Origin of the sequence: Halomonas tibetensis, from assembly GCF_042643535.1 — a bacterium.
GTDB lineage: Bacteria > Pseudomonadota > Gammaproteobacteria > Pseudomonadales > Halomonadaceae > Halomonas > Halomonas tibetensis.
The window spans coordinates 32,442-57,554 of record NZ_JBHRSQ010000016.1; the positions used below are offsets into that span (position 1 = coordinate 32,442).

Sequence of the window (25,113 nt, forward strand, 5' to 3'; positions counted from 1 at the left end):
CCTTGTTGAAGGCCGTCTTTATTTCTTTTTGGTCGTCAGTCGCGCCGCGGGGCTCGGGGCATGGGGTCTTGGGTTTCCAGACTGTCGAAGAACAGGGCGCGAGGGTTCTCGGAAAGGGTGCGTGCCACCGGTTGAATATCGCGCATCAGCCGGTCCAGACGCTCCACTGCGCCAGTCAACTCCTGATAGGCGCTGGAGCCAGGCGAGAGCCCCTGAAGAGTCTCGCGCAGCTCGTCCAGCGTCGCGTTAAGGTTAGCCGGTACTTCCCGGGTGCCGGGATCTTCGACCAGTGTGCTCAGGGAGGTGGCGAGTTCGCGAACTTCGCCGAGCATTGCCTCCGAGGCCGCCAGGTTGCGATCGAGCCCGGCCAGCAGCGGCTCGATCTCCAGGTCGTTCAGCTTGACCAGCAGGTCGGTTACCTGGGACTGAATCAGCGCAAAACCGCCCGAAACCGTGGGGAAGACCGTCTTGTCGACAAAGGTTTCCGCCACGTGCTGATTGGCCAAGTCGCTGTTGAAATTGAGGTCGACGAACATTGCCCCGGTGAGTAGGTTGCCGCTCTTGAGGCTGGCGCGAAGGCCGGAGGTGAAAAGGCGATCGAGGCGATCCCGCCACTCGGGCAGATCGACATCCTGATTCTCGATACCCAGCCGCTGGGGCTCGATGCGAATCAGTACCGGGATGGAGAAGCCCGTGCGGCCCTCGGGCTGAGGCGCATTGAAGTTCCAGGGCACCGCCGCCACGGTGCCGATGCGCACGCCGCGGAACTCCACCGGGGCGCCCCGCGAGAGGCCGCGCACCGAGTCGTCTACTAGCAGCACATACTCAAGGTAGCGGTTGAAGGTGCCTTGCCGGGCACTGTCTTCGTCGGGATAGAGATTGAAGGTGACGTCTGGCTCCACCGGGCCGCCCAGCGGCAGATCCTCGGGCACTCCAAAGGTGACGCCGCCACCCAGCAGTGCCTCGAAGGATTCGACATTGACCCGGAAGCCCTCGGAGTCAAGGCGCATGTCGACACCGCTGGCCGACCAGAAGCGGGTGCTGTCGGTGACCAGGGTGTTGTAGGGGGCCTCGATGAAGATGCGATGCTGCATGCGCCGGGTCTGGGCATCGAACGTGGCATCCTCTACGCGGCCCACGGTATAGCCGTGATAGGTGACAGGGTCGCCGACCCTCAGAGAGTTCCCCAGCTGGCTAATCAGGTTGATGCGCAGGCCGGCCGCGCCCGCCGGGGCTACCGGCGGCTGGTCGCTGACCTGGAACTCTCGGGAGGCCGCGTCGCTGCTGCCCGGCTCGAGCTGGATGAAGGCGCCGGAGAGCACGGTGCCCAGGCCGCTGATCCCCTCCCGGCCCACTCGCGGCTTGACCACCCAGAAACGACTGTCCTCCACCAGCATGCCCTCGGTGTCGGGGCTCATTCGGGCTGTGATCACCGCGGTAGCCAGATCCTCGGAAAGGTTGACCCGCTCGACGCGGCCGACCTGAACGTTGCGGGTCTTGATCAGGGTGCTGCCGGCTTCGATGCCCTCGGCGTTGGCCATTACCAGAGTCACCTGAGGGCCGCGGCTGCGATAGTTGTCATAGACCAGCCACATGCCGATCACGATGGCCACGATGGGTACTATCCAGATCGGCGAGAAGCGGGCCTGGGGAGAGGGCTTGGCCTTGTGCTGATCCTGCTCGGGAGCGGGCTCGCCGCGAGGTAAATCACTCATCCGCTATTCCTTGTGGATCCTGGCGTATTCCTGGTGAATGCTGGGGTGTGCCTGGGGCATTCTGCTGCGCGTCGAGGGGATCGCGTCTGGCGTTGCGGCGCGGCAACGGGGCGTCCCACAGTAGCCGCGGGTCGAAGGTCATGGCTGCCAGCATGGTGATCACCACCATAGCGCCGAAGGCCAGGGCGGCGGGTCCGGGAGTGATCGACATCAGCGAGCCTGCGCGGATCAGCGACACCAGAATCGCCACCACGAAGATATCGATCATCGACCAGCGACCGATGAACTCGGTGACCCGATAGAGCCGGGTGCGTGCCGCGGCATTGAGTTCGCTGCTGCGGCTTACCACCAGGCAGAGCCAGGCCAGCGCTACCAGCTTGCCCACCGGCACGATGACGCTGGCAATGAAGATTACGGCGGCGACCGGCCAGGAGCCCATCTGGACCAGTTCCACCACGCCCCCGATGATGGTCGAGGGGCTCGAGTGGCCGAGGCTGATGGTGGTCATGATCGGGTATACGTTGGCGGGAATATACATCACCGTGGCGGCGGCGAGCAGCGCCCAGGTGCGCTGCAGACTGTGGGGCAGGCGGATGCGCAGCCGCTCGCCGCAGCGTCGACAGCGTCCCCGCCCCCCCGGCTCGAGGCGATTGATCAGGCCGCAGGTGGCACAGCCTGCCAGGCCCTGAGGGGCGGCGGTCTCGCCGGTGCGGGTGCCCTCGGGTGCCCGCGGCTCTCCCGCAAGCGAGAACCACATCCAGTCGGCGTCGATAGATTGGGTGGTGAACAGCAGCAGCACAGCAAAGGCGCAGAAGGCCCAGAAGGAAACGCCCAGCTCGATCTGGGCCATGCCGGCAATCTTGATCAGGCTGACCAGGGCGCCAATGATGAAAACGTCGGCCATCATCCAGGGGTTGAGATGGGCCAGGGAGCGGGCAATGGTGTGGCTGGCGGGCAGCGGGTCATCGCGCAGCAGGCCAAGCTGCAGCCAGATGACGCTAAGCAGGTAGAGCGCCGGTAACACGATGATGGTCAGGATTACCGCCCCGGCCACCACCGGTTGATGGAAACCGATGAGAGTGGTGGCGGTCTGGGAGAGATCGATGCGGTTGCCCACCCCGCCCACGCTGAAGCTGATGAAGGGGAAAGAGAGCGCCATGGCCAGCGCCAGCAGCGCGGACAGCGCCAGCGCCATGCTGCGCTGAGCCGGGCGCAGGTGGCGCTTGATCAAGGGGTGCCCGCAGCGCGGGCAGTCGGCTTGTTCGCCGGCGCGCAACGGGGGAAGGGCGACCACCCAGTCACACTCCTGACAGGCGCGCAGGCGGCGGCTACCCCGGGATTCGGGCGGCAAACGATCCACCCTCGGTGCTTCCGTGGGCAGCGAGGGCATGTGTTTCATAAGGCGGAAGGGGCGCTGGGCCAATGTCGACGTCACTCCTGCTGGCGAGTCGTGTTAGAGGGGCTTCACCCCAGAGTGGGTGCGGCCTACACTGCCGCCCGTGCAAGACGAATCACAGATAAAAGTGTGACACGTTGGCACACTGGGCACCATAGAGAAACATGCACTCCTGAATGTAGTCGAGGCAATACGATGATCCTACCTGTGGTAGCGGTGGTGGCGGGCCTGATCCTGCTGGTGTGGAGCGCCGAGCGCTTCGTTGACGGTGCGGCCGCCACTTCGGCACGCTTCGGCATTTCGCCGTTGCTGATCGGTATGCTGGTGATTGGCTTTGGCACCTCGGCGCCAGAATTGGTGGTCTCGGCCCTGGCAGCGAGTCAGGGCAACCCTGGCCTGGCGCTGGGCAACGCCTACGGCTCCAATATCGCCAACATAGGCCTGATCCTTGGGCTGGTGGCGCTGATTTCTCCCCTGGCGGTGCACTCTACTGTGGTGCGTCGTGAAATGCCTATTCTTGGCGGTGCCACACTGCTCTCGGCGCTGCTGATGTGGGGCGGCGTGGTGGGGAGACTAGAGGGGACGCTGTTGCTGGCCCTGCTGGCCATCTTTATCGGTACCAGTATCTTCCGCGCCCGCCGCGATGGTGCCGACTCACTCAGCACTGATACCGAGCAGAGCCTGGCGGAACACCCCATGTCCATGGCGGCGGGGCTGGCCTGGACGGGCATCGGCCTGGTGCTGCTGGTAATCAGTTCGCGGATCCTGGTGTGGGGGGCAGTGGCCATCGCTGAGGGGTTCGGCGTCAGCGATCTGATCATTGGCCTGACCGTCGTGGCCGTGGGCACCTCGCTGCCGGAGCTGGCGTCATCGATCAGCGCCCTGCGTCGTCGCGAGCACGACCTGGTACTGGGCAATGTGGTGGGCTCCAACTTGTTCAATACCCTCGGGGTGGTGGGTCTCGCCGCAGTGATTCAACCGATTCAGGTGGGTGCCGAGGTGCTCCTGCGCGACTGGAGTCTGATGGCGGCGATGACCCTGATGTTGGCGGTCTTTGCCCTGGGCTGGAAAGGCCGTGAAGGGTGCATCAACCGCCTGGAAGGCGGTGTGTTGCTCGTCATGTATCTGACCTATACCGCCTGGCTGGTGCGTCTAGTGCTGAGCGGGGGCGGCGGCTAATAGGGGACTGCGACAAGACGACACACAGATGAGGATCAACTTCTTTCAAGATAGCGAGTCTTTAGTAGTAGGATAACCAAGTCGACAGAATAAGCTTAGATCCCAAGGTTATTTATGGCGCTCTCCTATGAACGCCGCTTGATGTCCTGATTGCTAGGCTGAGTCTGTCATGAGTGTCGAGGTGGAATGCGTCACGGCGTGTCCTTGCGGACTGGCTGAAGGCACAACACGCACCGGAGCGTGCATCCGCATCCCTTGCGACGACCCCGAGTCCATCGCTGTCATGAGGTTTGCGTCATGGAACTGGATCCTCTCCTGCTGTCACGATTGCAATTTGCCTTCGTGGTTTCCTTTCACGCCATCTTTCCAGTCTTCACGATCGGGTTGGCGTCTTATATTGCGCTTCTTAACGGTCTTTTCTACAAGACCGACAACCCCGCCTGGGATCGCCTGGCCCTGTTCTGGACCAAGGTGTTTGCCGTGGTATTTGGTATGGGCGTGGTGTCGGGCATTGTGATGTCGTTCCAGTTCGGTACCAACTGGAGCAACTTCTCCTACGCCTCGGCCAACTTCCTGGGGCCCATATTGAGCTACGAGGTGGTCACGGCCTTTTTCTTGGAAGCGGCTTTCCTCGGTGTGCTGCTCTTCGGACGAGGTAAGGTGCCCCAGGGTGTCCATCTGTTCGCCGCCATCATGGTGGCTATCGGCACTTTCATTTCCTCGTTCTGGATCCTCTCGGCCAACAGCTGGATGCATACGCCGGCCGGAGTGGAACTGGTCGACGGGCGCTTTCATGTGACCTCCTGGCTGGCCGCGATCTTCAATCCCTCCTTCTGGTATCGCTTCGTGCACATGGGCATGGCGTCGTTCATTACCGGTGGTTTTGTGGTGGCGGGCGTCAGCGCCTGGTTCCTGCTGCGCCAGCGGGATGTGGACGCCAACCGCCGCGCGCTCTCCATGTGCCTGTGGCTGCTGCTGGTGCTCACACCCGCACAGGCGGTGATCGGCGACTTCCATGGGCTGAACACCCTCGAGCACCAGCCCACCAAGGTGGCGGCCATGGAGGGCAACTGGGAGACACGGGGCAATGTGCCGCTGCTGCTGTTTGCCATTCCCGACCAGGAGGCCCAGACCAACCGCTTCGAGCTGGGCATTCCCAGCCTGGCGAGCATGATTCTCACGCATGACCCGGCCGGCGTGATACCCGGCATCAGTGACGTGCCCAGGGAGGAGCAGCCTCCGGTGGCCATTGTCTTCTGGTCGTTCCGCATCATGGTGGGGCTGGGCTTCCTGATGATCGGGGTGGCGCTGACCGGCCTGCTGCTTCGCCGCAAGGAGCGTCTGTATCATCAGCCGTTGTTCCTCAAGGCGCTGGTCGGCATGATCGTTGCGCCGTTCTTCGCCGTCCTGGCGGGCTGGGTAGTCACCGAGTCGGGGCGAGCGCCCTGGTTGGTCTACGGCATGATGACCCACGCTCAGGGCCTGACGCCGTCGCTGACCGGCGGGATGGCGCTGTTTACGCTGATCGGCTATGTCGCGGTTTATGCCGTTGTCTTCTGGGCCGGCATCTTCTACCTCACCCGGGTCGTGCGACACGGCATGCTGCCCGAGGATGAGCAGAACGAGGTGAAAGGAGAGGTTGAGCGTGCCAAGCGTCCGCTGTCCGCCGCCCATACCCCCTTCGACGATGCTGAGCCGGCAAGGAGCTGAACCATGGAGATGTTTGATCTTTCGGTGATCTGGGCGCTGATTATCGGTTTTGGCGTGATCATGTACGTGATGATGGACGGCTTCGACTTGGGCCTGGGGATTCTCTACCCCTTCGCTCCGGATGAAGCGTCACGCGATGTGATGATGAACTCGGTCGCGCCGGTGTGGGACGGAAACGAGACCTGGCTGGTGCTGGGTGGGGCCGGCCTGCTGGGCGCCTTCCCGCTGGTCTACTCGGTGTTTCTGCCAGCCCTCTACATCGGGGTTTTCCTGATGCTGGCGGGGCTGATCTTCCGCGGCATCGCCTTCGAGTTTCGCTTCAAGTCGCAGCGCAACCGCCGCTGGTGGAACCGGGCCTTCTGCTGGGGGTCCAGCGTGGCGGCCTTCGCCCAGGGTGCCGTGGTAGGTTCGTATATTCAGGGCTTTGCCGTGAAGGACTTCGTTTATGTGGGCGGCGCTCTGGATTGGCTGACCCCCTTCACCATCCTGACCGGCCTGGGGCTGATGACCGGCTATGCGCTGCTGGGTGCCACCTGGCTGATCCTCAAGTCCGAGGGGTATGTTCAGGAATGGGCCTATCGCATTACCCCGGCGTTGCTGGCGGCGGTGCTGGTGGTGTTCGCGGTCATCAGCCTGTGGACGCCCTTTGTGGATCCGCTGGTCTGGGCGCGCTGGTTCGACCATATCCAGCTGATCTGGGTACTTCCGGCCCTGGCGTTGACCTGCGCTGTCTGGCTGTGGACCGCGGTGCGTCGGCGTAGCGAGGGCCAGCCCTTCATCGCGACCCTGGGTATTTTCATCTTTACCTACCTTGGCCTGGTGGCGAGCAAGTGGCCGGTGATCGTGCCGCCCAACTACACCATCTGGGACGCCGCTTCGGCGCCGGAATCGCAGCTCTTTCTGCTGATCGGCATGCTGTTCGTGATTCCCATCGTGCTGGCCTATACCACTTGGAGCTACTGGGTCTTTCGCGGCAAGGTCAAGGTAGGCGAGGGCTACCACTAACCCATGGCCGCTCCTCGAACCGCTGGCGGCGGACGCGACGTTCGCCGCTGGTTGAATGCGCTTGCCGCCCAGGAGCGTCGCCGCACAGGCCTTGCGGTGGTCGCCGGGGTGGTTGCCACCCTGGCCACGCTGGGGCAGCTTGGCCTGCTGGCGCGAGTGATCAGCCAGTTTCTGGTGGAGCAGGCTACCCCAGCGTCGCAGCTGCCGGCCTTGGCTGCCATGGTCGGCCTGATGCTGGTCCGCGCCGGAGCGCTTTACTGCCAGGAGCGGCTGGGTCAGGCGGCCAGCCTGGGCATCCGTTCCTGCGTGCGTGGCGAGCTGCTCGATCATCTGGCGAGACTTGGGCCGGGCTGGCTCGCCGGTCGTCACTCGGCGGCCCTGGCCAGCCAGCTGGTGGAGCAGGTGGAGGCGCTGGACGGCTACTTCGCCCGCTATCGCCCTCAGCTCGTGCTATCCGTGTTGACTCCCCTGCTGGTGTTGGCCGTGGCGCTATGGCTGGACTGGCTTGCGGCGCTCTTTCTGGTGCTGGCCGCGCCGTTGATTCCGCTGTTCATGGCATTGGTGGGCATGGGCGCCGAGCGTCTCAATCGCGAGCAGTTCGAAGCGGTGTCCCGGCTCTCCGGGCACTTCATCGACCGAGTGCGAGCCATTACTACCCTTCAGCTGTTTGATCGGGCGGGAGGGGCCACTGGCGAGGTTCACGCCGCTGCCGACGACTACCGACGCCGCAGCATGCGCACCTTGCGCATTGCCTTTCTCTCTTCGGCGGTGCTTGAGTTCTTTGCCTCGGTGTCTATCGCCGTGGTGGCCATCTATGTGGGCTTCGGTCTGCTCGGCTATATCACCTATGGTCCTTCCTCCGAGCTCACGCTGTTCAGCGGCCTGCTGGTGCTGCTGCTGGCACCGGAATTCTTTCAGCCGCTGCGCATCCTGGCCCAGCACTATCATGACAGGGCCGCCGCTCTGGGCGCCGCCGATGGCCTGCTGGCAATCCTGGAGTCGGACCCCGACCCGGTGCGCGGCGCCGACGCGCGCCCTCCGCAGACGCCCGATGCGCTGCTGGAGCTTCTGGGGGCCGTGGTGACCCAACCCGGCCGCGGCCGAGTGCTGGGGCCACTGGATCTGCGCCTGATGTCTGGCGAGGTGGTGGTGCTGACCGGCTCATCGGGCTCCGGGAAGTCGACTCTGCTGCAGCTGCTAGCGGGCTTTGTCGGCCCCGAAGTCGGCGAGCGGCGCTTGGCCGGAGGCACTTTCTTTGCCTGGATGGATCAGCGCCCTCTGCTGATCCAGGGCAGCCTGGCTGACAACCTGCGCCTTGCCGCCCCCGAGGCCTCGGATCCTGCCATGCAGGAGGCGCTGGTCAAGGCCGGCCTGGGGGGGCAGATCGAGCGGTTGCCCGAGGGACTGGAGACCCACATCGGCGAGCGTGGGGTCGGGCTATCAGGGGGGCAGGCTCAACGCCTGGCACTGGCGAGAGTGTTCCTGTCCCGGGCCCCTATGGTGTTGCTGGATGAGCCCACCGCCAGCCTGGATGCCGAGACCGAGGCCCAGGTCATCGTGGCGCTACAGGCTCTGGCGAAGGAGGGCCGTACTCTGGTGATTGCCACCCACCATCCCGCACTGATCGCCATGGCCAGTCGACGCCTGGCGATCGAGGCGGGCGTCGTTACGGAGGTGGTACATGGCTGATCATCGGTCTGACACAACGCTGCTGGTGGCCCTTCGGCCCTGGCTTGCTCTGCTCGCCCAGCGCCGCGGGCGGCTGGTGGCCGGCGCCGGGCTCCTGGCGCTGACCCTGGTCTCGGCCATCGGTCTGCTTGCGCTCTCCGGCTGGTTCATCACCGCCACCGGGCTCACCGGGTTGCTGTTGGCGGCCGGCGTTGCCGCCAATCTGGAGGTCTATGTCCCGGGCGGTGGGATCCGCTTCTTTGCGGTGTCGCGCACCGTATCGCGCTACCTGGAGCGGCTCTACAACCACGATACCGTCCTGCGCCTGCTTGCCGACCTGCGTGCCCGGCTATTCGGGGTGTTGGCGCGACTCGATAGCCAGGCCCTGTCCCGCCGCCGGGCCAGCGATTGGCTGAATCGCCTGACCGCCGATATCGACACTCTGGACAGCCTTTACCTGCGCCTGCTGGCGCCGGCGGGCGTGGGGCTGCTGGTGATCCTCGGGCTCTCTGCCTTTTTGTCGCTCTTCGCTCCGCGGGTCGGCCTGGGAAGTGGCGCGCTGCTGCTGGTCGGTTGGCTGTGGCTGACGGTGGGGCAGGCGCGATGGGGGCTGGCGGCCAGCCGTCAACAAGTGAATGAGCTGGAGGCGCTGCGCGGTCGGCTGGTGGAGCAGTTGCAGGGCATGGCGGAGCTGGAGGCTTACGGCAGCCAGGCCAGCCTGCGCCGTGAGCTGGCCGCCATCGAGGCGCGCCTCTATCGCGGCCAGGGTCGGCTGGGTGCCGGCGTGGCCCTGGGCAATGCCCTGGCCAATCTGCTGGTGGGACTCGCTATGCTGCTGGCACTGTGGCTGGGGGCTCAGGTCTGGGCGGCAGGGCAGCTGTCTGGGCCGGTGATGGTGATGATGGCTCTGGCGATGCTCGCCATGAGCGAAGCGCTGGCCGCGCTACCGGTGGCCTTTACCTGGCTGGGGGCGACCTGGGGAGCCGCCGAGCGGCTCAATGAGCTCGAGGTCCGCGCCAAGACCCCGACTGCTGTCGAAGACAGCCCCAAGCGTTCCGCCGGCCCGCTGGCTGCTGAGCTTGAGGGGGTGACCCTGAATTACCTCGGCAGTCTGGCGCCGGCCCTCGACAACATCACCTTACGTCTGGCCCCCGGTGAGCGGCTGGCGCTGTGCGGCGCCTCCGGAGCCGGCAAATCCAGCGTGGGTGATCTGCTGCTGCGACAGCTGACTCCCAACGCAGGCACGCTTAGGCTGGGGGGAGTGGCGCTGGCTGCCTGGCCCGAGGCGGTGCTGCGTGATCGGGTGGCAGCGCTGACCCAGCGCATCGATCTGCTGGATGACAGCCTCGCCGCCAACCTGTGCCTGGCCGCACCCGAGGCCGAGGGGGATGAACTGTGGAGAGCGCTCGCCTGGGTGGACCTGGACGACTGGGCCCAGAGCCTTCCAGAAGGACTGGCGACCCGAGTGGGCGAGCGTGGCCAGCGTCTCTCGGGAGGACAGGCGCGCCGCCTGGCGCTGGCTCGTCTGCATCTGCGCGACCCTGATCTGGTGATCCTCGATGAACCGTTCGCCGGCCTGGATGCCGATACCGCAACGCTGCTCGCTGCTCGCCTGGATGCCTGGCTTGTTGGGCGCAGCGTCCTCTATCTGGTTCATCAGCTAGAGGGTGGGCCCTTTCAACCACCGGGCATTGACCGGGCGCTGACGCTGGTGGAGGGGAGGCTGGTGTCGTCCTGATAGCGAAAGGCTTGTGTCACAGATCGGAGCCACAGCGCGTTGGCACCGTTCGGTGCAAAACCCTGGCGTATTTTGCGTGAAACCGAGCTTTATATCAGGATGGAGAAAAAGAATCGGAGTGAGACCTATGCGCGATTTTCTCACGCGCCTGCCCAAGGCTGAGCTGCACCTGCATATTGAAGGCTCCCTTGAGCCGGAACTGATGTTCGCTCTGGCCGAGCGTAATCGAGTCAGGTTGCCTTTCGCCTCGGTAGAGGAGGCCCGTGACGCCTATGATTTCAGCGACCTGCAGTCATTCCTCGATCTCTACTACCAGGGGATGAGTGTGCTGCACACCGTCGAGGATTTTTACGACCTGGCCATGGATTATTTTCGTCGAGCCCACGCCGAGGGCGTCGTGCACGTGGAGATGCACTTCGACCCCCAGGCCCATCAGGTGCGCGGCATCGAGTTGCCCGTCGTGATGGAGGGGCTCGCTCTGGCCAGGCGCCACGCCGAACGCGAACTGGGACTCTCATCGGCGCTGATCATGGCTTTTCTGCGCGACCAGGATGCCGCCGCGGCGATGTCGCTGTTGGATGAGGCTGCGCCTTATTGGGAGATGCTTGACGCCGTGGGGCTGGATAGCGCTGAGCGAGGCAATCCTCCCTCGAAGTTTGTCGAGGTGTTCGAGCGGGCCGCGCGTCTGGGCATCCCCCGAGTGGCTCACGCTGGGGAGGAGGGGCCGGCGGCGTATATTCGCGAAGCCCTGGACCTGCTGGATGTCTGCCGCATCGATCACGGCGTGCGCTGCTTGGAGGACCCTGATCTGGTGGCTCGTCTACGCGACGAGGGCATGGTGCTCACCGTCTGCCCGCTTTCCAACGTACGCCTGAAAGTGGTGGAGCGTATCGAGGAGCATCCGCTACCGCAGCTGCTGGAGGCCGGCCTGCGGGTTACCCTCAACTCCGATGATCCTGCCTACTTCGGCGGCGGTGTGCTGGATAACTACCTGGCCTGCCAGCGCGCCTTCGACTGGGATGAGGCCACTTTCATCCAGATCGCCGGCACCGCTATCGAGGCTGCATTCGTCAGCCAACGACGTCGCCTGGCACTGCGCCGTCAACTGGCCGATAGCGTCTGAAGTCGCGGCCCAGGGCCTTGCTGTCTCTGCCCATGCCAACGTTGTCCAAACCAATGCTGTCCGCCGCAATTCTGTCCGTCCCAATATCAAAACGCCCCCTGGCGAGGCCAGGGGGCGCGGCTGAGACTTGCCCGTTAAGTGACGTTTAAGGTTACGGCAGAGCCGGCACGTCGAAGTCGGGCATTTCGCCGGTCAGGGTGTGCAGGAAGGCGGTGATATCCGCGATGGTCTGCTCCTCGAAGTCACGCCCCAGCATTTCTTTGCCCATGATGGCGACGGATTCCTCGAGGGTCTCGGTGGCGCCGTTGTTCATGTAGGGATAGGTGACGGCCACGTTGCGCAGGGTCGGAGTGCGAAACTTGTACATGTCCGCTTCGTCGCCGGTGACCTCAAATCGGCCCACATCGCTGGAGCCCGGCACCTGAATGCGATGAAAATTGCTGTCGGTCATCGCCGGACCGCTATGGCAGGCGATGCAGCCGTTATCCACGAAGGCCACCATGCCATCCTTTTCCTGTTGGTCCAGGGCGTTCTGGTCGCCGTGCAGGTAGCGGTCGAAAGGCGAGTTGGGGGTGTTCAGGGTGCGCTGGAAGCTGGCCAGGGCATGGGCCAGGTTGTTGGCGTTGATCGGATCGGCGTCATCCGGATAGGCCTCGGCAAATTTCGTCTGGTAGAGCGTGAAGTCGTTGAGGCGCTCCAGGGCCGTCTCAAGGTCCATAGCCATCTCGACGTCTGCCTCGATAGGACCGAGTGCCTGGCCTTCCAGATCAGGCTCGCGACCGTCCCAGAATTGAGACCCAAGGAAGCCCGAGTTCAGCACGGTGGGCGTGTTACGTTCGCCGATCTGACCGTCGTGGCCGGTGGCGCGCGGAATGCGGTCCGCCCAGCCTAGCGCCGGGTTGTGGCAGGTGGCACAGCTGATCACGCCGCTGGAGGAGATGCGCGGCTCGAAGAACAGCATGTTGCCCAGTTCCACCTTCTCCGGGGTCAGGGAGTTGTCGGCGGGAATCGGCGGGAAATGGGGCAGCGGCTCGAAGCGGTCGCGATAATCACCCAGGCCATCATCGGCTGTGGCCGGAACAGTTATAGCCAGCGCCGAACCCACAGCGATGGCCGAGCCCAGCAAGCGTTTCTTGATCACGGTTGTTCCCCTCTATGATAACGAACAAGGTCAGTGGCAGCGGGTAATCCGTGCTTAACCTTATGCCAGGAAGGTAGTTTTTCGTTTGCCGCTAATCAACCCAGCAAAACCGTCGGAAAACGACCACCCTTGAGCCATATCAAGCTTTTGTTGTGGTGTGCCTGAATTGCTGGATGCTTATCGGCATTTTCGGGATGCTAAGGGTTTTCTCCATTCTGGGGAGGAGGTTACCGTCCATGACGCGCTATCGCTCTCCCGCCATTCACGCGTCCGAGGTGACGCCCCGAGAGCTGTTCGAGCAGCGGCGGGGCGTTATCAAGATGGGTCTGCTGCGCGACGCTGAGCATGGCCGCAGCCGCAGCCGCAGCTAGCCTGGTGCCGTCACCTACTGCCCTGGCCTGGCAGGAGACCCTGGCCGGGAGGGGGCCCTGATAATGCTGCTGTCGCTGGCGGCCCTGGTGCTGTTTCGGGTCGTGGACGCCGCGATCCATCGCCGTTAGTTCGCCTCATTGTCTTATCCGTCTCGTCGGTGCTGGCAGCGGCCGGCTGCCCAGGTTTCGGCCACCGTGCGGTCGTCGCCCAGCATCATCAGCGCGAAGAGCGTCTCACCCAGGGTCTGGCTGCGTGCGCAGCGTCTGGCCAGCAGCGGGGTGGCCGTCGGGTCGAGCACCACGAAGTCAGCGTCCATGCCCGGGGCCAGCCGGCCGATGCGCTCACTCAGCGAGAGCGCCCTGGCGTTGCCCAGGGTCAGTCCGTAGAAGCCCTGCCAGGCGGTGAGCGGCTGGCCGCGCAGCTGGCCCACCTGATAGGCGGCCTTGAGGGTGGCAAGCCCGGAGAGGTCGGTGCCGCCGCCCACGTCACTGGCATAGGTGACGTTGAGCCCTGCCTCGCTCGCTGCTAGCCGGTCGAAGAGCCCGCTGCCCAGGAACAGGTTCGAGCTGGGGCAGAAGGCCAGGTTGGCACCGCGCTCCGCCAACCTGCCGCGCATCTGCTGGTCCAGGTGGATACCGTGGGCGAAGGTGCTGCGCGGCCCGACCAGGCCGGACTGCTCGTAGACCTCGAGATAGTCGCGGCTGCCGGGGAAGAGCTCAGATACCCAGTCCAGCTCGCCGGTGTTCTCGGCCAGGTGGGTCTGCAGCCAGAGGCTCGGGTCCGTGCGCAGGATGGCGCCGGTGGCGTCGAGCTGAGCCCGGGTGGAGGTGGGCGCGAAGCGCGGGGTCAGGCTGTACCCCAGCCGTCCCTTTCCGTGCCAATCGCCGATCAGCCGCTCGGTGTCGCGGATACCGCCCAGGACGTCATCGGTGAGTCCCTCGGGAGCATGCCGGTCCATCAATACCTTGCCGGCCAGCATGCACAGGCCACGCCGCTGACTGGCCGCGAAGAAGGCGTCCACCGACACCGGATGACTCGAGCAGAACACCTGGGCGGTGGTGGTGCCCACCCGCAGCATCTCGTCGAGGAACACCTCGGAGAGGGCGTTCGCGTGCTCGCGGTTGGCAAACTTCATCTCCTCCGGGAAGGTGTAGTCGTTGAGCCAGTCGAGGAGCTGGCGTCCGTAGGAGGCCATGATCTCCAGCTGCACATAGTGCACGTGGCTGTCGATAAAGCCGGGGGTGATCAGCTTGCCGCGATGGTCGATCACCTCGATGCCGGCGGGCAGGTCGTCGGCCAGGTTCGCGTAGTCGTCGATCGCCCTGATGCGACCGTTCTCGATCCATAGGCCGCCGTCCGGGTAGTGGACAACGCTGCCCGGGGCGGGGGAATCGCCGTCGCCAGGGTCGGCGTCGAAGCTCAGGAGTTCTGCGCGTAGCACGCGCGAGTCGGTCTTGGTCACGATATTAGGGACTCTTTCGATGTTGGCAGGGGCTCAGATTGCCTCGCGAGAGGAGCAGCCGCCATTCGCGAACTGAAGTTCGCTCTCACCCTGTGGGAGCGCAGCTTGCTGCGCGAATAGGGGGCTGAGGCCTTGCGCTGTCATGACAACACCTGGCGCAGGTCATCTGGGGCTAGGCCGCGCTGATCCGTTCGCTTGGCGCCTTCCATCATGGGCAGCAGCTCGGCGATGGTGGCCAGCGCGATGGCATAGGGGGTCTTGTCGCCTCCCCTTTTTTTATTGCTATCTGGTCCCGCCGCCACGCCGATGGGGCAGCGCACCTGTTCGAGTGCCGCGTCGCTGTGGCCGGCAACGGCGAGTCGCGAGCGGAAGCTGGCCCACTTACTCCTGGATCCGATCAGGCCGACAGACGTGCAATCGCCGCGCGTCAACAGGGCATCCACCAGGGCGCAGTCTTCGGCATGGTCGTGGGTCAGCACCAGGGCATGAGTGCCGGTAGGCAGCTCGCTCACGGCGGCGGCCGGGTCGGGCGCGTGGCGGCACTCGAGGCGCGGTTGGCTCGCCGCCCAGTCCGGGAAGATCGCCTCACGGCTGTCGTGCCACCGCACCTGCCAGGGCAGCGGGGCGGCCAGGCGCACGAGTTCCGTGCCCACGTGGCCCGCGCCGAAGATCGCCAGGGTCGTGGCACTGCCGGGGAAGACCTCGAGCAGCACGTTGACGAAGCCGCCGCAGCACTGGCCGCTGCGTCCGCCCAGGGAGAAGGCTTCGAGGCTCATACCGCCCTCGGAATCTCCCTGTGCCCCCGCGAGCCGGGCCCTCGCCGCCTCGATCACCTGGTATTCGAAGGTGCCGCCGCCCAGGGTGTCGAAGACGGCGTCGGCGGTGATCACCATGCGTGCGCCGGGCTCCCGGGGCGTGGAGCCGGCGCTGGTCACCTGGGTGGCCAGGGCGTGGGGCAGTCCCTCACGCTGCAGGCGATGCAGGGCGGCGTGCCAGCTCTCGGGACGCGATGCGCTGCCAGGGGCCATGGTCACTGCCCTCCAAAAGCCGGCGGCCCGTCGCTGTGGCGGGCGCGCAGCGCCTCGGCAGCGAGCAGTACCCGCTCGGGGGTGGCCGGGGTATCGAGCCGCGGCGCCTCGCGATAGTCCGAGAGGCTCGCCAGGGCATCTCGCAGCGCGGACCACACCGAGATGCCCAGCATGAAGGGGGGCTCGCCCACGGCCTTGGAGCGGTAAATGCTGGCCATGGAGTTGGGGTGGCCCTCCATCAGTTCGACGTTGAAGATCGCCGGCAGGTCGCCGTAGGTGGGAATCTTGTAGGTGGCCGGGCCGTCGGAGATCAGCCGGCCGGCTTCGTTCCATTTGAGCTCCTCGCTGGTCAGCCAGCCCATGCCCTGGATGAAGCCGCCCTCCACCTGGCCGAGGTCGATGGCCGGGTTCAGGGAATCGCCGACGTCGTGAAGGATGTCGACCCGATCCACTTGGTATTCGCCGCTCAGGGTGTCGACGCTGACCTCGGCGACGGCGGCCCCGTAGGCGAAATAGTAGAAGGGGCGCCCCTGACCGGTGCCACGGTCGTAGTGGATCAGCGGGGTGGCGTAGAAGCCCTTCTCGGAGAGCGAGACCCGGCCCAGATAGGCCGCCTGCACCAGTTCGCCCCAGGGGATGCGCCGCTCGCTCTCGCCGATTCCTGCCACCAGGTGGCCGGCCTCCAACCGCATCTCCTCACGGTCTAGCGCCTGACCTTGATAAAAGTGCTCGGCGGCGAAGTCGAACAGCCGCGCCTTGAGCGTCAGGCAGGCGTCGCGGGCGGCCATGCCGTTGAGGTCCGCGCCGCTGGAGGCGGCGGTGGGCGAGGTGTTGGGTACCTTGTCGGTGCGGGTGGCGGTGATGCGCACCGCGTCGAGATCCAGCGCCAGCTCACGGGCCACCACCTGGCAGATCTTGGTGTGCAGGCCCTGGCCCATCTCGGTGCCGCCGTGATTGATCTGCACGCTACCGTCGGTATAGACGTGGAGCAGGGCGCCGGCCTGATTGAGGTGCTTGGCGGTGAAGGAAATGCCGAACTTTACCGGGGTCAGGGCCAGCCCCTTCCTGATGATGGGGTTCTGGGCATTGAAGTCGATTACCGACTGACGCCGTGCCCAGTAGTCGCTGCTCGTCTCCAGCCGTTCGATCAGCTCATGCAGCAGGCCGATCTGCTCCACGGTCTGGCCATAATGTGTAACGTCGCGGGGGGTGATGTCGTGACCCTGGCGGTAGAGGTTGCGCTTGCGCACCGTCAGCGGATCCTCGCCGATCCGGCGGGCGATGTCGTCCATGGCCGCCTCGATCACCATCATGCCCTGGGGCCCGCCGAAACCGCGGAACGCCGTGTTGGAGGCGGTGTGGGTGCGGGCACGGTGCCCGGTCACTCGGGCGTCGCCCAGCGAGTAGGCGTTGTCGGCGTGGAACATGGCGCGGTCGACGATGGCGTCCGACAGGTCCGGCGAGTAGCCGCAGTCGCCGATGACGGTGATCTCGCCGCCCTGGATCACGCCGTGCTCGTCCACGCCCAGCCGGTAGCGGTTGTGGAAGGGGTGGCGCTTGCCGGTGACGTGCATGTCGTCGCCCCGGGAGAGTCGCAGCCGGGCGGCACGGCCGGTGCGCCGACTGATCAGCGCGGCGATGCAGGCCCAGGGCGAGGCCTGGGTCTCCTTGCCGCCGAAGCCGCCGCCCATGCGGCGTACCTCCACGGTCACCGCATGGAAGGGGATGCCCAGCACCTCGGCGACCAGCTTCTGGGTCTCGCTGGGGTGCTGGTTGGAGGTGTGGACCACCACGCCCTCGTCCTCGGTGGGCATCACAAGGCAGGCCTGGCCCTCCAGATAGAAGTGCTCCTGGCCACCGACGAACTGCTCGCCCGCGACCACCAGCGGCGCGCCAGCCAGCATGGCCTCCCAGTCGCCGCGCTGCTGCACATGGGTGGGGCGAACGAACTCGCCGCGCTCGGCGGCGGCCGGGGCATCCAGACTGGCAGGCTGCTCGTCGATCTCCACGACGCCGGCGTCGAGGGCGGCCTTCACCGCCCTGCGGGCGGCGTGGTGGCTCTCGGCGGCGATGGCAAAGAGCACCTGGCCGACGTAGCTGATCTCATCCCCGACGAAGATCGGGTCGCCGGGGAACACCGGGCCGATGTCGGTATGGCCGGGCACGTCATGAAAGCCCACCGCGTCGATCACGCCGGGCAGGGCGCGCACTTGATCAATGTCGAGGTGGGTCAGACGGCCGTGGGCCACCGGCGAGAGGGCGAGCGCCACGTGCAGGCAGTCGGCGGGCGCCTTGAGGTCGTCGATATAGGCGGCGCGGCCGGTAACGTGCTTCACCGCGCTCTCATGGGCGCGGGCATGGGCGCGGGTATGGGGTGTCATGGTCGGCGCGGCAGCGTGCGCCTTGGCCGGTGCGGTGTCGGGCGCCCGGGAAAGCTTAGTGAGCGTACGCATGGAGCATCACCTCCCGGGGAGAGTCGGTGGCGTCCGGGCCTTGGTCTTCCCTCATGAGCACCAGGCGCAGGCGCTCGAGCAGATTGGCGGCGCTGAGCTCGCGATAGTGGGCGCTGCCGCGCACGTCGCTCATCGGCTGGAAATCCTCTTTCAGTGCCGCGCGTGCCGCCTGGAAGCTCGCCACCGTGGGCGGCTGACCCTCCAGCACCGCCTCGGCGGCCGCCGCCCGCTTCGGGATGGCCGCCATGCCGCCGAAGGCCAGGCGCACGTCGCGCAGCAGGCCATTCTCCAGGCGCCAGCTGAAGGCGCCCAGCACCGCCGAGATATCGTCCTCGCGACGTTTGGACAGCTTCCAGACCTTGAGGTGTCTGTCGGTATCCGGGCGAGGCAGGAAGATGGCGCGGATCACCTCGCCCTCGCGCTCTTTATCCTGATTCAAGGCGGTTTGTTTGTAGTCGAGGAAGAAGTCGTCGAGGGACAGCTCCCGCTCAGCCTTTCCAGCACCTTCTTCGGGCCCGGCCAGCCACAGTCGTGATTCCAGCGCCAGCAGCACCGGCGGGGTGTCGCCGATGGGCGAGGCGTTGGCGATGTTGCCTCCCAGGGTGCCGCGGTTGCGCACCTGAGCCGAGCCCAGGCGGTGCAGCAGGTGCGCAAAAGCCGGGTAGTGTTCGGCGAACAGCGGCTCGAGCCGGGAATAGGTGACGGCGGCGCCGATCCACCAGCCCGCGCGGCCATCGTCGAGGGTGGTCGCCTCGATGGCGTTAAGCTCGGCGACCCGGGTGACGTCCACCAGGCGTTCGAAGCGCTTCAGGCGCTGGGTCACCTCCAGCCACAGGTCGGTGCCGCCGGCAACGATCGGTGCCTCGGGGTGCTGACGGCGCGCCTCGATCAGCTCGTCCAGGGTGGTGGGCTGGAGGAAGGTGTCATCGGCATGGAGCGCCCGCGTCGGCACAGTGGCGTCCACGGCCAGGTCCAGCCAGCCGGGGCGCTGCTCGGGATAGTCGCTCATGGTCAGCGCCGCATCGCGGATCGGACGATAGCCGGTGCAGCGGCAGAGGTTGCCGCCCAGCGCCGCCTCGAGACGCTGCGGGGTCAGCGGTGCCGGGAGGGCTGTCATGCTTTCGTGCTGCGCTTCGTAAAGCGTAAACAGCGACATCACGATACCCGGGGTGCAGAAGCCGCACTGGCTGGCATGGCAGTCGACCATGGCGGCCTGAGCCGGGTGCAGCCTCTCGCCCTGGGCCAGCCCCTCCACGGTCACAAGATGACGGTCCTGAATCTGGTGAGCCGGGGTGATGCAGGCGTTGGCGCTGTGGTATCGCACCCGGCCATCGGAGCTGGCCTCGCCGATGGCCACGGTGCAGGCGCCGCAGTCACCGGAGGCGCAGCCTTCCTTGGTGCCGGTCTGGCCAAGCGTCTCGCGCAGCAGCTCGAGCACGCTGGTATCGGGCAAGGCCTCGCAGTGGCGCGGCTGCCCGTTGAGCATGAAGTCGATCATCGCCCTGTCTCTTTTGTTGGCTCGACACTGTTGTTGGCTCGACATGTTGGCGCCATGCCTTGCTGACCAGTTGGTCAGGGTGCTTCTCAGCTTGGCCAACCGTCACCCACTTTGCAAGGTCAACGGCAGTGAGCCTGGCCATGCCGGATCGGCGCCGATTGCATGCATCGCCTCGGTGCGGCACTCTTCATGCAGGATCATCGGTACAGGGATATGGGTCATGGCAGACGGCGCGAGCACTCCGGATATGCCCCGCCCCCACGAGAGAGACGAGGCTAACGGCGTCATCCGCCAGCGAAACGAACGAGAGATTCTGGCGGCCGCAGAGAAGGTCTTCGCCACCCATGGCTATCGGGGGGCCAGCGTCCAGGCCATCGCCGAGGCGGCAGGCCTGCCTAAGTCCAACGTGCTTTACTACATGGGCAGCAAGCGCGGGCTCTATGTTCGCCTGCTCGAGCGTATGATGGCGCGCTGGAACGTGCTGCTGGATGACATCTCGGTGGAGGACGACCCCGCCGAAGTGCTCGAGGCCTTTATCCGCAGCAAGATGGCGCTGTCCCGGCGCCATCCCGAAGGGTCCCGACTCTTTGCCGCCGAGATCCTCGGTGGAGCGCCTTTCCTGCAGGAATATTTGCGTGGCGAACTGCGCGACTGGGTCCAGGCTCGCGCGCGCATCTTCGAGCAGTGGGCCGAGCGCGGCCTGATGGACCCGGTGGACCCCGTCTGGCTGATCTTCCTGATCTGGTCGGCCACCCAGCACTACGCCGACTTCGAAGCCCAGGTGCTCGGCATCACTGATCGCAAGGCGCTCAGCGACGCCGATATGGAGCATATCACCACCTTTCTGACCCGGATCATCCTCAAGGGCTGCGGGGTCACGCCTCCTTCGGCAGCGCCAGGCTGATCAGCACGGTGGCGACGAGTAGGGCGCTCGACACCCACAGGGTGGCGGTTAGCCCGCCGACGAGATAGAGCCAGCCCGACAGCAGGGTGCCGATCAGGCGCCCCATGGCGTTGGCCATGTAGTAGAAGCCGACGTCGAGCGATACCCCGTCCGAGCGCGCCATGCGTACAATCAAGAAACTGTGCAGGCTGGAATTCACCGCAAATACCGCGCCGAACAGCATCAGCCCACCCAGCAGCACCAGGTGAGGCTGCCAATCCAGGCCGATGGCGATCAGCGCCGGCAGTGCGGCCAGCGCCGCGGCCCAGGCGATGGCGGCGCCGCGACCCGCGGTGTGCCCGGTGATCCGTGGGGCTAACGCCTGAACCGCGCCGTAGCCGATCACCCATAGCGCCAGAAAGCCGCCGACCCGCCAGCTGTCCCACTCGAACTGGGTGGCCAGAAAAACGGGCAGAGCTACCACGAACCACACGTCCCGGGCGCCAAACAGGCACATTCGCGCCGCCGAGAGGATATTGATGGCCCGGCTCTTGGAGAGCATTTCGCGAAACTTCGGCGCGGCCTTGGCGCGGCCCAGGTCGCCGTCCAGGCGCATGAGCGAGAGCGCCAGCACGCCGACGAGCATCACTGCCATGACCCCGATGGCGCCCTGAAAACCGATCAGCGTCAGCAGCAGGCCCCCGAGAAAGAAGCCGACGCCCTTGAGGGCGTTCTTGGAACCGGTAAGCAGTGCCACCCAGCGGTAAAGAGACTGATGGCCGGCGTCGCCGGCCGGCACGAGCGTCTTGATGGCGCTCTTGGCGCTCATCTTGTTGAGGTCCTTGGCGATGCCCGAAAGCGCTTGGGCCGCCATCACCCAGGGTACCGAGAGCCAGGCCGCCGGCACCAGCAGCATGGAAAGGGCCAGCACCTGCAGACCAAGCCCCAGGTTCATGGTGCGGTTGAGCCCGAGGCGCGCTCCCAGCCAGCCCCCCACCAGGTTGGTCACCACCCCGAAGAACTCGTAGAAGAGAAATAGCATCGCCACTTCCAGAGCCGAGTAGCCGAGCCCGTAGAAGTAGAGCACCACCAGCATGCGCAGCGCGCCATCGGTCAGGGTGAAAGCCCAGTAGTTGCCAGTGACCAGCAGATACTGGCGGATCTCCCGGGGCAGGGCGGCGACACGGGCGATCATTCCGCCAGGCCGACCTTGGCGGTCAGCTCGGCGGTGCGGCAGGCGTAGCCATACTCGTTGTCGTACCAGACGTAGAGTTTCACCTGGGTGCCGGCCACCACCATGGTGGAAAGTGCATCGACGATAGCGCTGCGCGGATCCGTGCGGTAGTCGATGGAGACCAGCGGGCGCTCTTCAAAGCCCAGAATGCCGGCGAGCTCTCCCTCGGCGGCTTCCTTGAGCAGCGCGTTGACCTCGTCTTCCGTGGTTTCGCGCTTCACCTCGAATACCACATCGGTGAGCGATGCGTTGGCCAGTGGCACCCGCACGGCATGACCGTTCAGCTTGCCGGTCAGCTCCGGGAAAATATCGGTGATCGCCTTTGCCGACCCGGTGGTGGTAGGGATCAGGCTCATGCCGCAGGCCCGGGCGCGCCTGAGATCCTTGTGGGGAGCATCGAGTATCACCTGGGTGTTGGTGATGTCGTGGATGGTGGTCATGGAGCCGTGGCGGATACCGATCTTTTCGTGGATGACCTTCACCACTGGCGCCAGGCAGTTGGTGGTGCAGCTCGCCGCGGTGACGATGCGGTGCTTGGACGGGTCGAAGAGGTGGTCATTGACGCCCATCACCAGGTTGAGCGCGTCGTCATCTTTCACCGGGGCGCTGACCACCACGCGCTTGACCCCCTGGTCCAGGTAGGCCTGAAGCGTCCTGGTGGTTTTCATCTTTCCAGAGGCCTCGATCACCACGTCGCAACCGGACCAGTCGGTATCACCGATCTCACGGTTGGCGGTGAACGCAATGCGTTGGCCGGCCACCGTCAGGGCAGCATCTTCCGCCGTGATAGTATTCCCGCCGCCAGTCCATTGGCCGTGCACCGAGTCGAACTGCAGCAGGTGGGCGAAGGTGGCGGCGTCGCCGCCCGGGTCGTTGATCTTCACGAACTCCAGGTCCGGGTTCGTCCAGCCGGCGCGCAGCGCCAGGCGGCCGATGCGGCCAAAGCCATTGATGCCGATCCTGACCGTCATGGGAAACTCCTATGGGATAGAAAGTGAAGGGACAACGGATATCTGGCAAACCGTATATGAACCAAAAGCCTACATGAATATACATGACAGTTCGATGACAGCGGCTCTGCCCATCGAGTCGCGCCTGAACGCCATTCAGGCGGCGCTGGCGGACCACCCCCGCGTCCTGCTGGTGGCCGAGCCCGGCGCCGGCAAGACCACCCGGGTACCGCTGGATCTCCTCAAGGCAACATGGGCTCGGCAGGGAAAGATATTGCTGCTGGAGCCGCGGCGGGTAGCGGCGCGGCTGGCCGCCGGTTTCATGGCTGATAGCCTGGGGGAAACGGTCGGGGAGACCGTAGGCTACCGGATGCGCGGCGATAGCCGCGTCGGCCCCGCGACGCGCCTGGAGGTGGTCACCCAGGGAGTGCTTACCCGCATGCTCCAGGACGATCCCTTGCTTGAGGGCGTGGCCGGGGTAATCTTCGACGAGTTCCACGAGCGCAGCCTCGAGGGAGACCTCGGCCTGGCGCTGGCCCTGGACGCTCAGTCGGTGCGCGACGACCTGCGTCTGCTGGTGATGTCGGCCACCTTGGACGTAGACGCCCTGCTTGGAGTGCTGGGCGATAACGTACCGGTCATCGACTGCCCTGGGCGCACCTTCGCCGTCGAGACACGCTATCGGGCACTCTCCACCCGGGAAGACACGGCAGCCCAGCAGGTGCGGGCGCTGCTCGAGGCCATGGACGCACAGGTCGGCGACGCCCTGGTGATCCTGCCCGGAGTGGGGGAGATTCGTCGGCTGGCCAGAGCGCTTGCGAGCCGCGCGCCAGAGCTTGTCGTCATGGAACTGCACGGTCGGCTGCCCCTGGAGGCCCAGCGTCGGGCGCTGCGCCCCGATCCGGGCGGTCGCCGTCGCGTGGTGCTCTCCACCGCCATCGCCGAGTCCAGCGTCACGGTGGATGGCGTGCGCCTGGTAGTGGACGCGGGTCTCGAGCGGGTTCCGGTATTCCAGCCGCGCAGCGGCCTGACCCGCCTGGAGACTCGCCGAGTCAATCGCGCCAGCGCCGACCAGCGTCGCGGCCGTGCAGGGCGCCAGGGCCCCGGCCTTTGCGTTCGGCTATGGGCCGATGAGCAGCCCCTCGTACCGCACGGCGAGCCGGAAATTCGCCAGGCGGACCTCGCGCCGCTAGCCTTCGAGCTGGCGCGCTGGGGAATCACCGAGCCCGACAGCCTGGCCTGGATCACCCCGCCGCCCGCCGCCGCCCTGGCTGCCGGGCGCGACCTGCTGCGGCGCCTGGGCCTGCTGGACGAGGCCTGTCACCTCACCGAACTGGGTCGCGCCGCCACCCGTTGGCCCACCCACCCGCGCCTGGCAGCGATGCTGGAGCGTGCCGACACGCTGGACGCTCAGCCGTTGGCCTGCGCCCTGGTGGCGTTGCTCGAGGGGCGTGGCCTCGATGACGAACGAGACCTGGAACGAGCGCTTCAGGCCCGGATTACAGCGCCTCGTGAGCATCGCCAGTGGCAGCGCGACGCCGAACGCCTCACTCGCCTTGCCGGCGTTAGCCTCAAGGTGACCAGCCTGGCTCCGCTGGCCGAGCTGCTGGCGCTGGCCTACCCGGAGCGCGTCGCCCAACGAATGGCCCCGGGCCGCTTTCGCCTGGCTGGCGGGGGCTTGGCGACCCTCCCCGAGGATCACTCTCTGGCCCATGCGGAGCTGCTGGTCGCAGTAGAACTCGACGGACAGGCCAGCGGAGCCCGCATCTTCCGCGCGGTGGCGCTGGCGCGTGACCGGCTGGAAGCCCTCTACTCCGAGTGCGCCAGGTGGCGGGCCAGTCTCGAGTGGTCCGACGAGCAGGGCCGGCTGGTGGGTGAGCAGGTGCGCGGCCTGGGGGCCGTGGTGCTGGAGAGAAAGCCGCTGGCCGAGCTGCCACCGGAGGCGGTCAGGGCGGCACTGCTCGAGGCGCTTCGCCGGCGCGGTCTGCCGCAGGACGACGACCTGAGGCAGCTGCAGGGCAGAGTAGCGTTGCTGCGTCGCACGCTCGGCGATGCGTGGCCCGACTGGTCTGAAACGGCGCTGCTCGCGACTCTCGAGGCGTGGCTTGGGCCCCACCTGGTCGGCGTCACCCGGCTGGAGGCGGTGGAGCGCCTGCCGATGGCGCGCATTCTGCTCGACGGCCTCGACTGGCCGCTTCGCTCGCGACTCGATGCGCTGGCGCCACTGCGCCTGGCGGTACCCAGCGGCGCCAGCCACCGGGTGGACTACGCGCCCTGCCAGGAGGGCAAGCCGCCGGTGCTGGCGGTGAAGCTGCAGGAGTGCTTCGGCTGGCAGGCCTCACCGCGGGTGGCCGACGGCGGCGAGGCGGTACTGCTGCACCTGCTCTCGCCGGCACGCCGGCCGCTGCAGGTCACCGCCGACCTGGCAAGTTTCTGGGCCAACGGCTACCCGGAGGTGCGCCGGGAAATGCGTGGCCGCTACCCCAAGCATCCCTGGCCCGAAGACCCGATGACCGCCGAGGCTACCGCCCGCACCAAGCGGCGTCGCTAGCCGAGGC

At 66.0% G+C, this 25,113-nt stretch carries 18 protein-coding genes; 9 read left to right on the forward strand and 9 right to left on the reverse strand.

Annotated elements, in window-relative coordinates; all coding sequences use genetic code 11:
- Nucleotides 1-35: 35 nt before the first annotated feature.
- Nucleotides 36-1,715 (reverse strand): intermembrane transport protein PqiB, encoded by a 1,680-nt coding sequence (pqiB, locus tag ACFODV_RS12360; protein WP_379759854.1) that lies wholly within the window; start codon nt 1,713-1,715, stop codon nt 36-38.
- Nucleotides 1,708-3,105 carry a PqiA/YebS family transporter subunit gene (locus ACFODV_RS12365; protein WP_379759857.1) on the reverse strand — a complete coding sequence of 466 codons (1,398 nt, stop codon included), beginning with the start codon at nt 3,103-3,105 and terminating at the stop codon, nt 1,708-1,710. The genes pqiB and ACFODV_RS12365 overlap by 8 nt, the downstream gene beginning before the upstream one ends.
- A gap of 201 nt (nt 3,106-3,306) precedes the next feature.
- Here ACFODV_RS12365 and ACFODV_RS12370 point away from each other — a divergent pair, with 201 nt between their 5' ends.
- From ACFODV_RS12370 to ACFODV_RS12395, 6 genes are all read left to right on the forward strand, one after another.
- Nucleotides 3,307-4,290 (forward strand): calcium/sodium antiporter, encoded by a 984-nt coding sequence (locus ACFODV_RS12370; protein WP_379759860.1) that lies wholly within the window; start codon nt 3,307-3,309, stop codon nt 4,288-4,290.
- Nucleotides 4,291-4,587: 297 nt separating this feature from the next.
- Nucleotides 4,588-6,000, forward strand: coding sequence for a cytochrome ubiquinol oxidase subunit I (locus ACFODV_RS12375; protein WP_379759864.1), 1,413 nt, complete (start codon nt 4,588-4,590; stop codon nt 5,998-6,000).
- Nucleotides 6,001-6,003: 3 nt separating this feature from the next.
- Complete coding sequence (gene cydB / locus ACFODV_RS12380) at nt 6,004-7,005, forward strand: cytochrome d ubiquinol oxidase subunit II (RefSeq protein ID WP_379759867.1); 1,002 nt, start codon at nt 6,004-6,006, stop codon at nt 7,003-7,005.
- Between the two features lie 3 nt (nt 7,006-7,008).
- The gene (gene cydD, locus ACFODV_RS12385; protein WP_379759870.1) at nt 7,009-8,694 is read left to right on the forward strand and encodes a thiol reductant ABC exporter subunit CydD; all 1,686 of its coding nucleotides are present in this window, start codon (nt 7,009-7,011) and stop codon (nt 8,692-8,694) included.
- A complete protein-coding gene (cydC, locus tag ACFODV_RS12390) occupies nt 8,687-10,411 on the forward strand; it encodes a thiol reductant ABC exporter subunit CydC (RefSeq protein WP_379759873.1) in 1,725 nt (574 codons plus the stop codon). Before cydD ends, cydC begins: the two co-directional genes overlap by 8 nt.
- Before the next feature lie 127 nt (nt 10,412-10,538).
- Entirely contained in the window at nt 10,539-11,534 is a 996-nt protein-coding gene (locus tag ACFODV_RS12395) for an adenosine deaminase (protein ID WP_379759876.1), read from the forward strand.
- Nucleotides 11,535-11,685: 151 nt separating this feature from the next.
- On the opposite strand, the gene ACFODV_RS12400 is transcribed toward ACFODV_RS12395, so the two are convergent.
- Nucleotides 11,686-12,645 (reverse strand): cytochrome-c peroxidase, encoded by a 960-nt coding sequence (locus tag ACFODV_RS12400; RefSeq protein WP_379759976.1) that lies wholly within the window; start codon nt 12,643-12,645, stop codon nt 11,686-11,688.
- A 266-nt stretch (nt 12,646-12,911) separates the two neighbouring features.
- Between ACFODV_RS12400 and ACFODV_RS12405 the strand changes: the two genes are divergently transcribed.
- Nucleotides 12,912-13,046, forward strand: a complete 135-nt coding sequence (locus tag ACFODV_RS12405) for a hypothetical protein (protein ID WP_379759879.1) — start codon at nt 12,912-12,914, stop codon at nt 13,044-13,046.
- A 143-nt stretch (nt 13,047-13,189) separates the two neighbouring features.
- Here ACFODV_RS12405 and guaD read toward each other — a convergent pair whose 3' ends face one another.
- The 4 genes from guaD to xdhA form a co-directional block, all read right to left on the reverse strand.
- Nucleotides 13,190-14,509 carry a guanine deaminase gene (guaD, locus tag ACFODV_RS12410; protein WP_379759882.1) on the reverse strand — a complete coding sequence of 440 codons (1,320 nt, stop codon included), beginning with the start codon at nt 14,507-14,509 and terminating at the stop codon, nt 13,190-13,192.
- A 140-nt stretch (nt 14,510-14,649) separates the two neighbouring features.
- Nucleotides 14,650-15,537 carry a xanthine dehydrogenase accessory protein XdhC gene (gene xdhC, locus ACFODV_RS12415; protein WP_379759885.1) on the reverse strand — a complete coding sequence of 296 codons (888 nt, stop codon included), beginning with the start codon at nt 15,535-15,537 and terminating at the stop codon, nt 14,650-14,652.
- 2 nt (nt 15,538-15,539) lie between these two features.
- Nucleotides 15,540-17,990: a xanthine dehydrogenase molybdopterin binding subunit gene (gene xdhB, locus ACFODV_RS12420; RefSeq protein WP_379759887.1), complete on the reverse strand. Its 2,451-nt coding sequence runs from the start codon at nt 17,988-17,990 to the stop codon at nt 15,540-15,542.
- A complete protein-coding gene (gene xdhA, locus ACFODV_RS12425) occupies nt 17,974-19,488 on the reverse strand; it encodes a xanthine dehydrogenase small subunit (RefSeq protein ID WP_379759890.1) in 1,515 nt (504 codons plus the stop codon). Before xdhA ends, xdhB begins: the two co-directional genes overlap by 17 nt.
- A gap of 247 nt (nt 19,489-19,735) precedes the next feature.
- Between xdhA and ACFODV_RS12430 the strand changes: the two genes are divergently transcribed.
- Complete coding sequence (locus tag ACFODV_RS12430; protein ID WP_379759977.1) at nt 19,736-20,392, forward strand: TetR/AcrR family transcriptional regulator; 657 nt, start codon at nt 19,736-19,738, stop codon at nt 20,390-20,392.
- Here ACFODV_RS12430 and arsJ read toward each other — a convergent pair.
- Both arsJ and ACFODV_RS12440 read right to left on the reverse strand, forming a co-directional pair.
- Complete coding sequence (gene arsJ / locus ACFODV_RS12435) at nt 20,364-21,566, reverse strand: organoarsenical effux MFS transporter ArsJ (protein WP_379759893.1); 1,203 nt, start codon at nt 21,564-21,566, stop codon at nt 20,364-20,366. The two genes, ACFODV_RS12430 and arsJ, sit on opposite strands and share 29 nt — an antisense overlap.
- A complete protein-coding gene (locus ACFODV_RS12440; RefSeq protein ID WP_379759896.1) occupies nt 21,563-22,576 on the reverse strand; it encodes an ArsJ-associated glyceraldehyde-3-phosphate dehydrogenase in 1,014 nt (337 codons plus the stop codon). The genes arsJ and ACFODV_RS12440 overlap by 4 nt, the downstream gene beginning before the upstream one ends.
- Nucleotides 22,577-22,670: 94 nt before the next feature.
- Between ACFODV_RS12440 and hrpB the strand changes: the two genes are divergently transcribed.
- Complete coding sequence (gene hrpB / locus ACFODV_RS12445; protein ID WP_379759899.1) at nt 22,671-25,106, forward strand: ATP-dependent helicase HrpB; 2,436 nt, start codon at nt 22,671-22,673, stop codon at nt 25,104-25,106.
- The last annotated feature ends 7 nt before the right edge of the window (nt 25,107-25,113 follow it).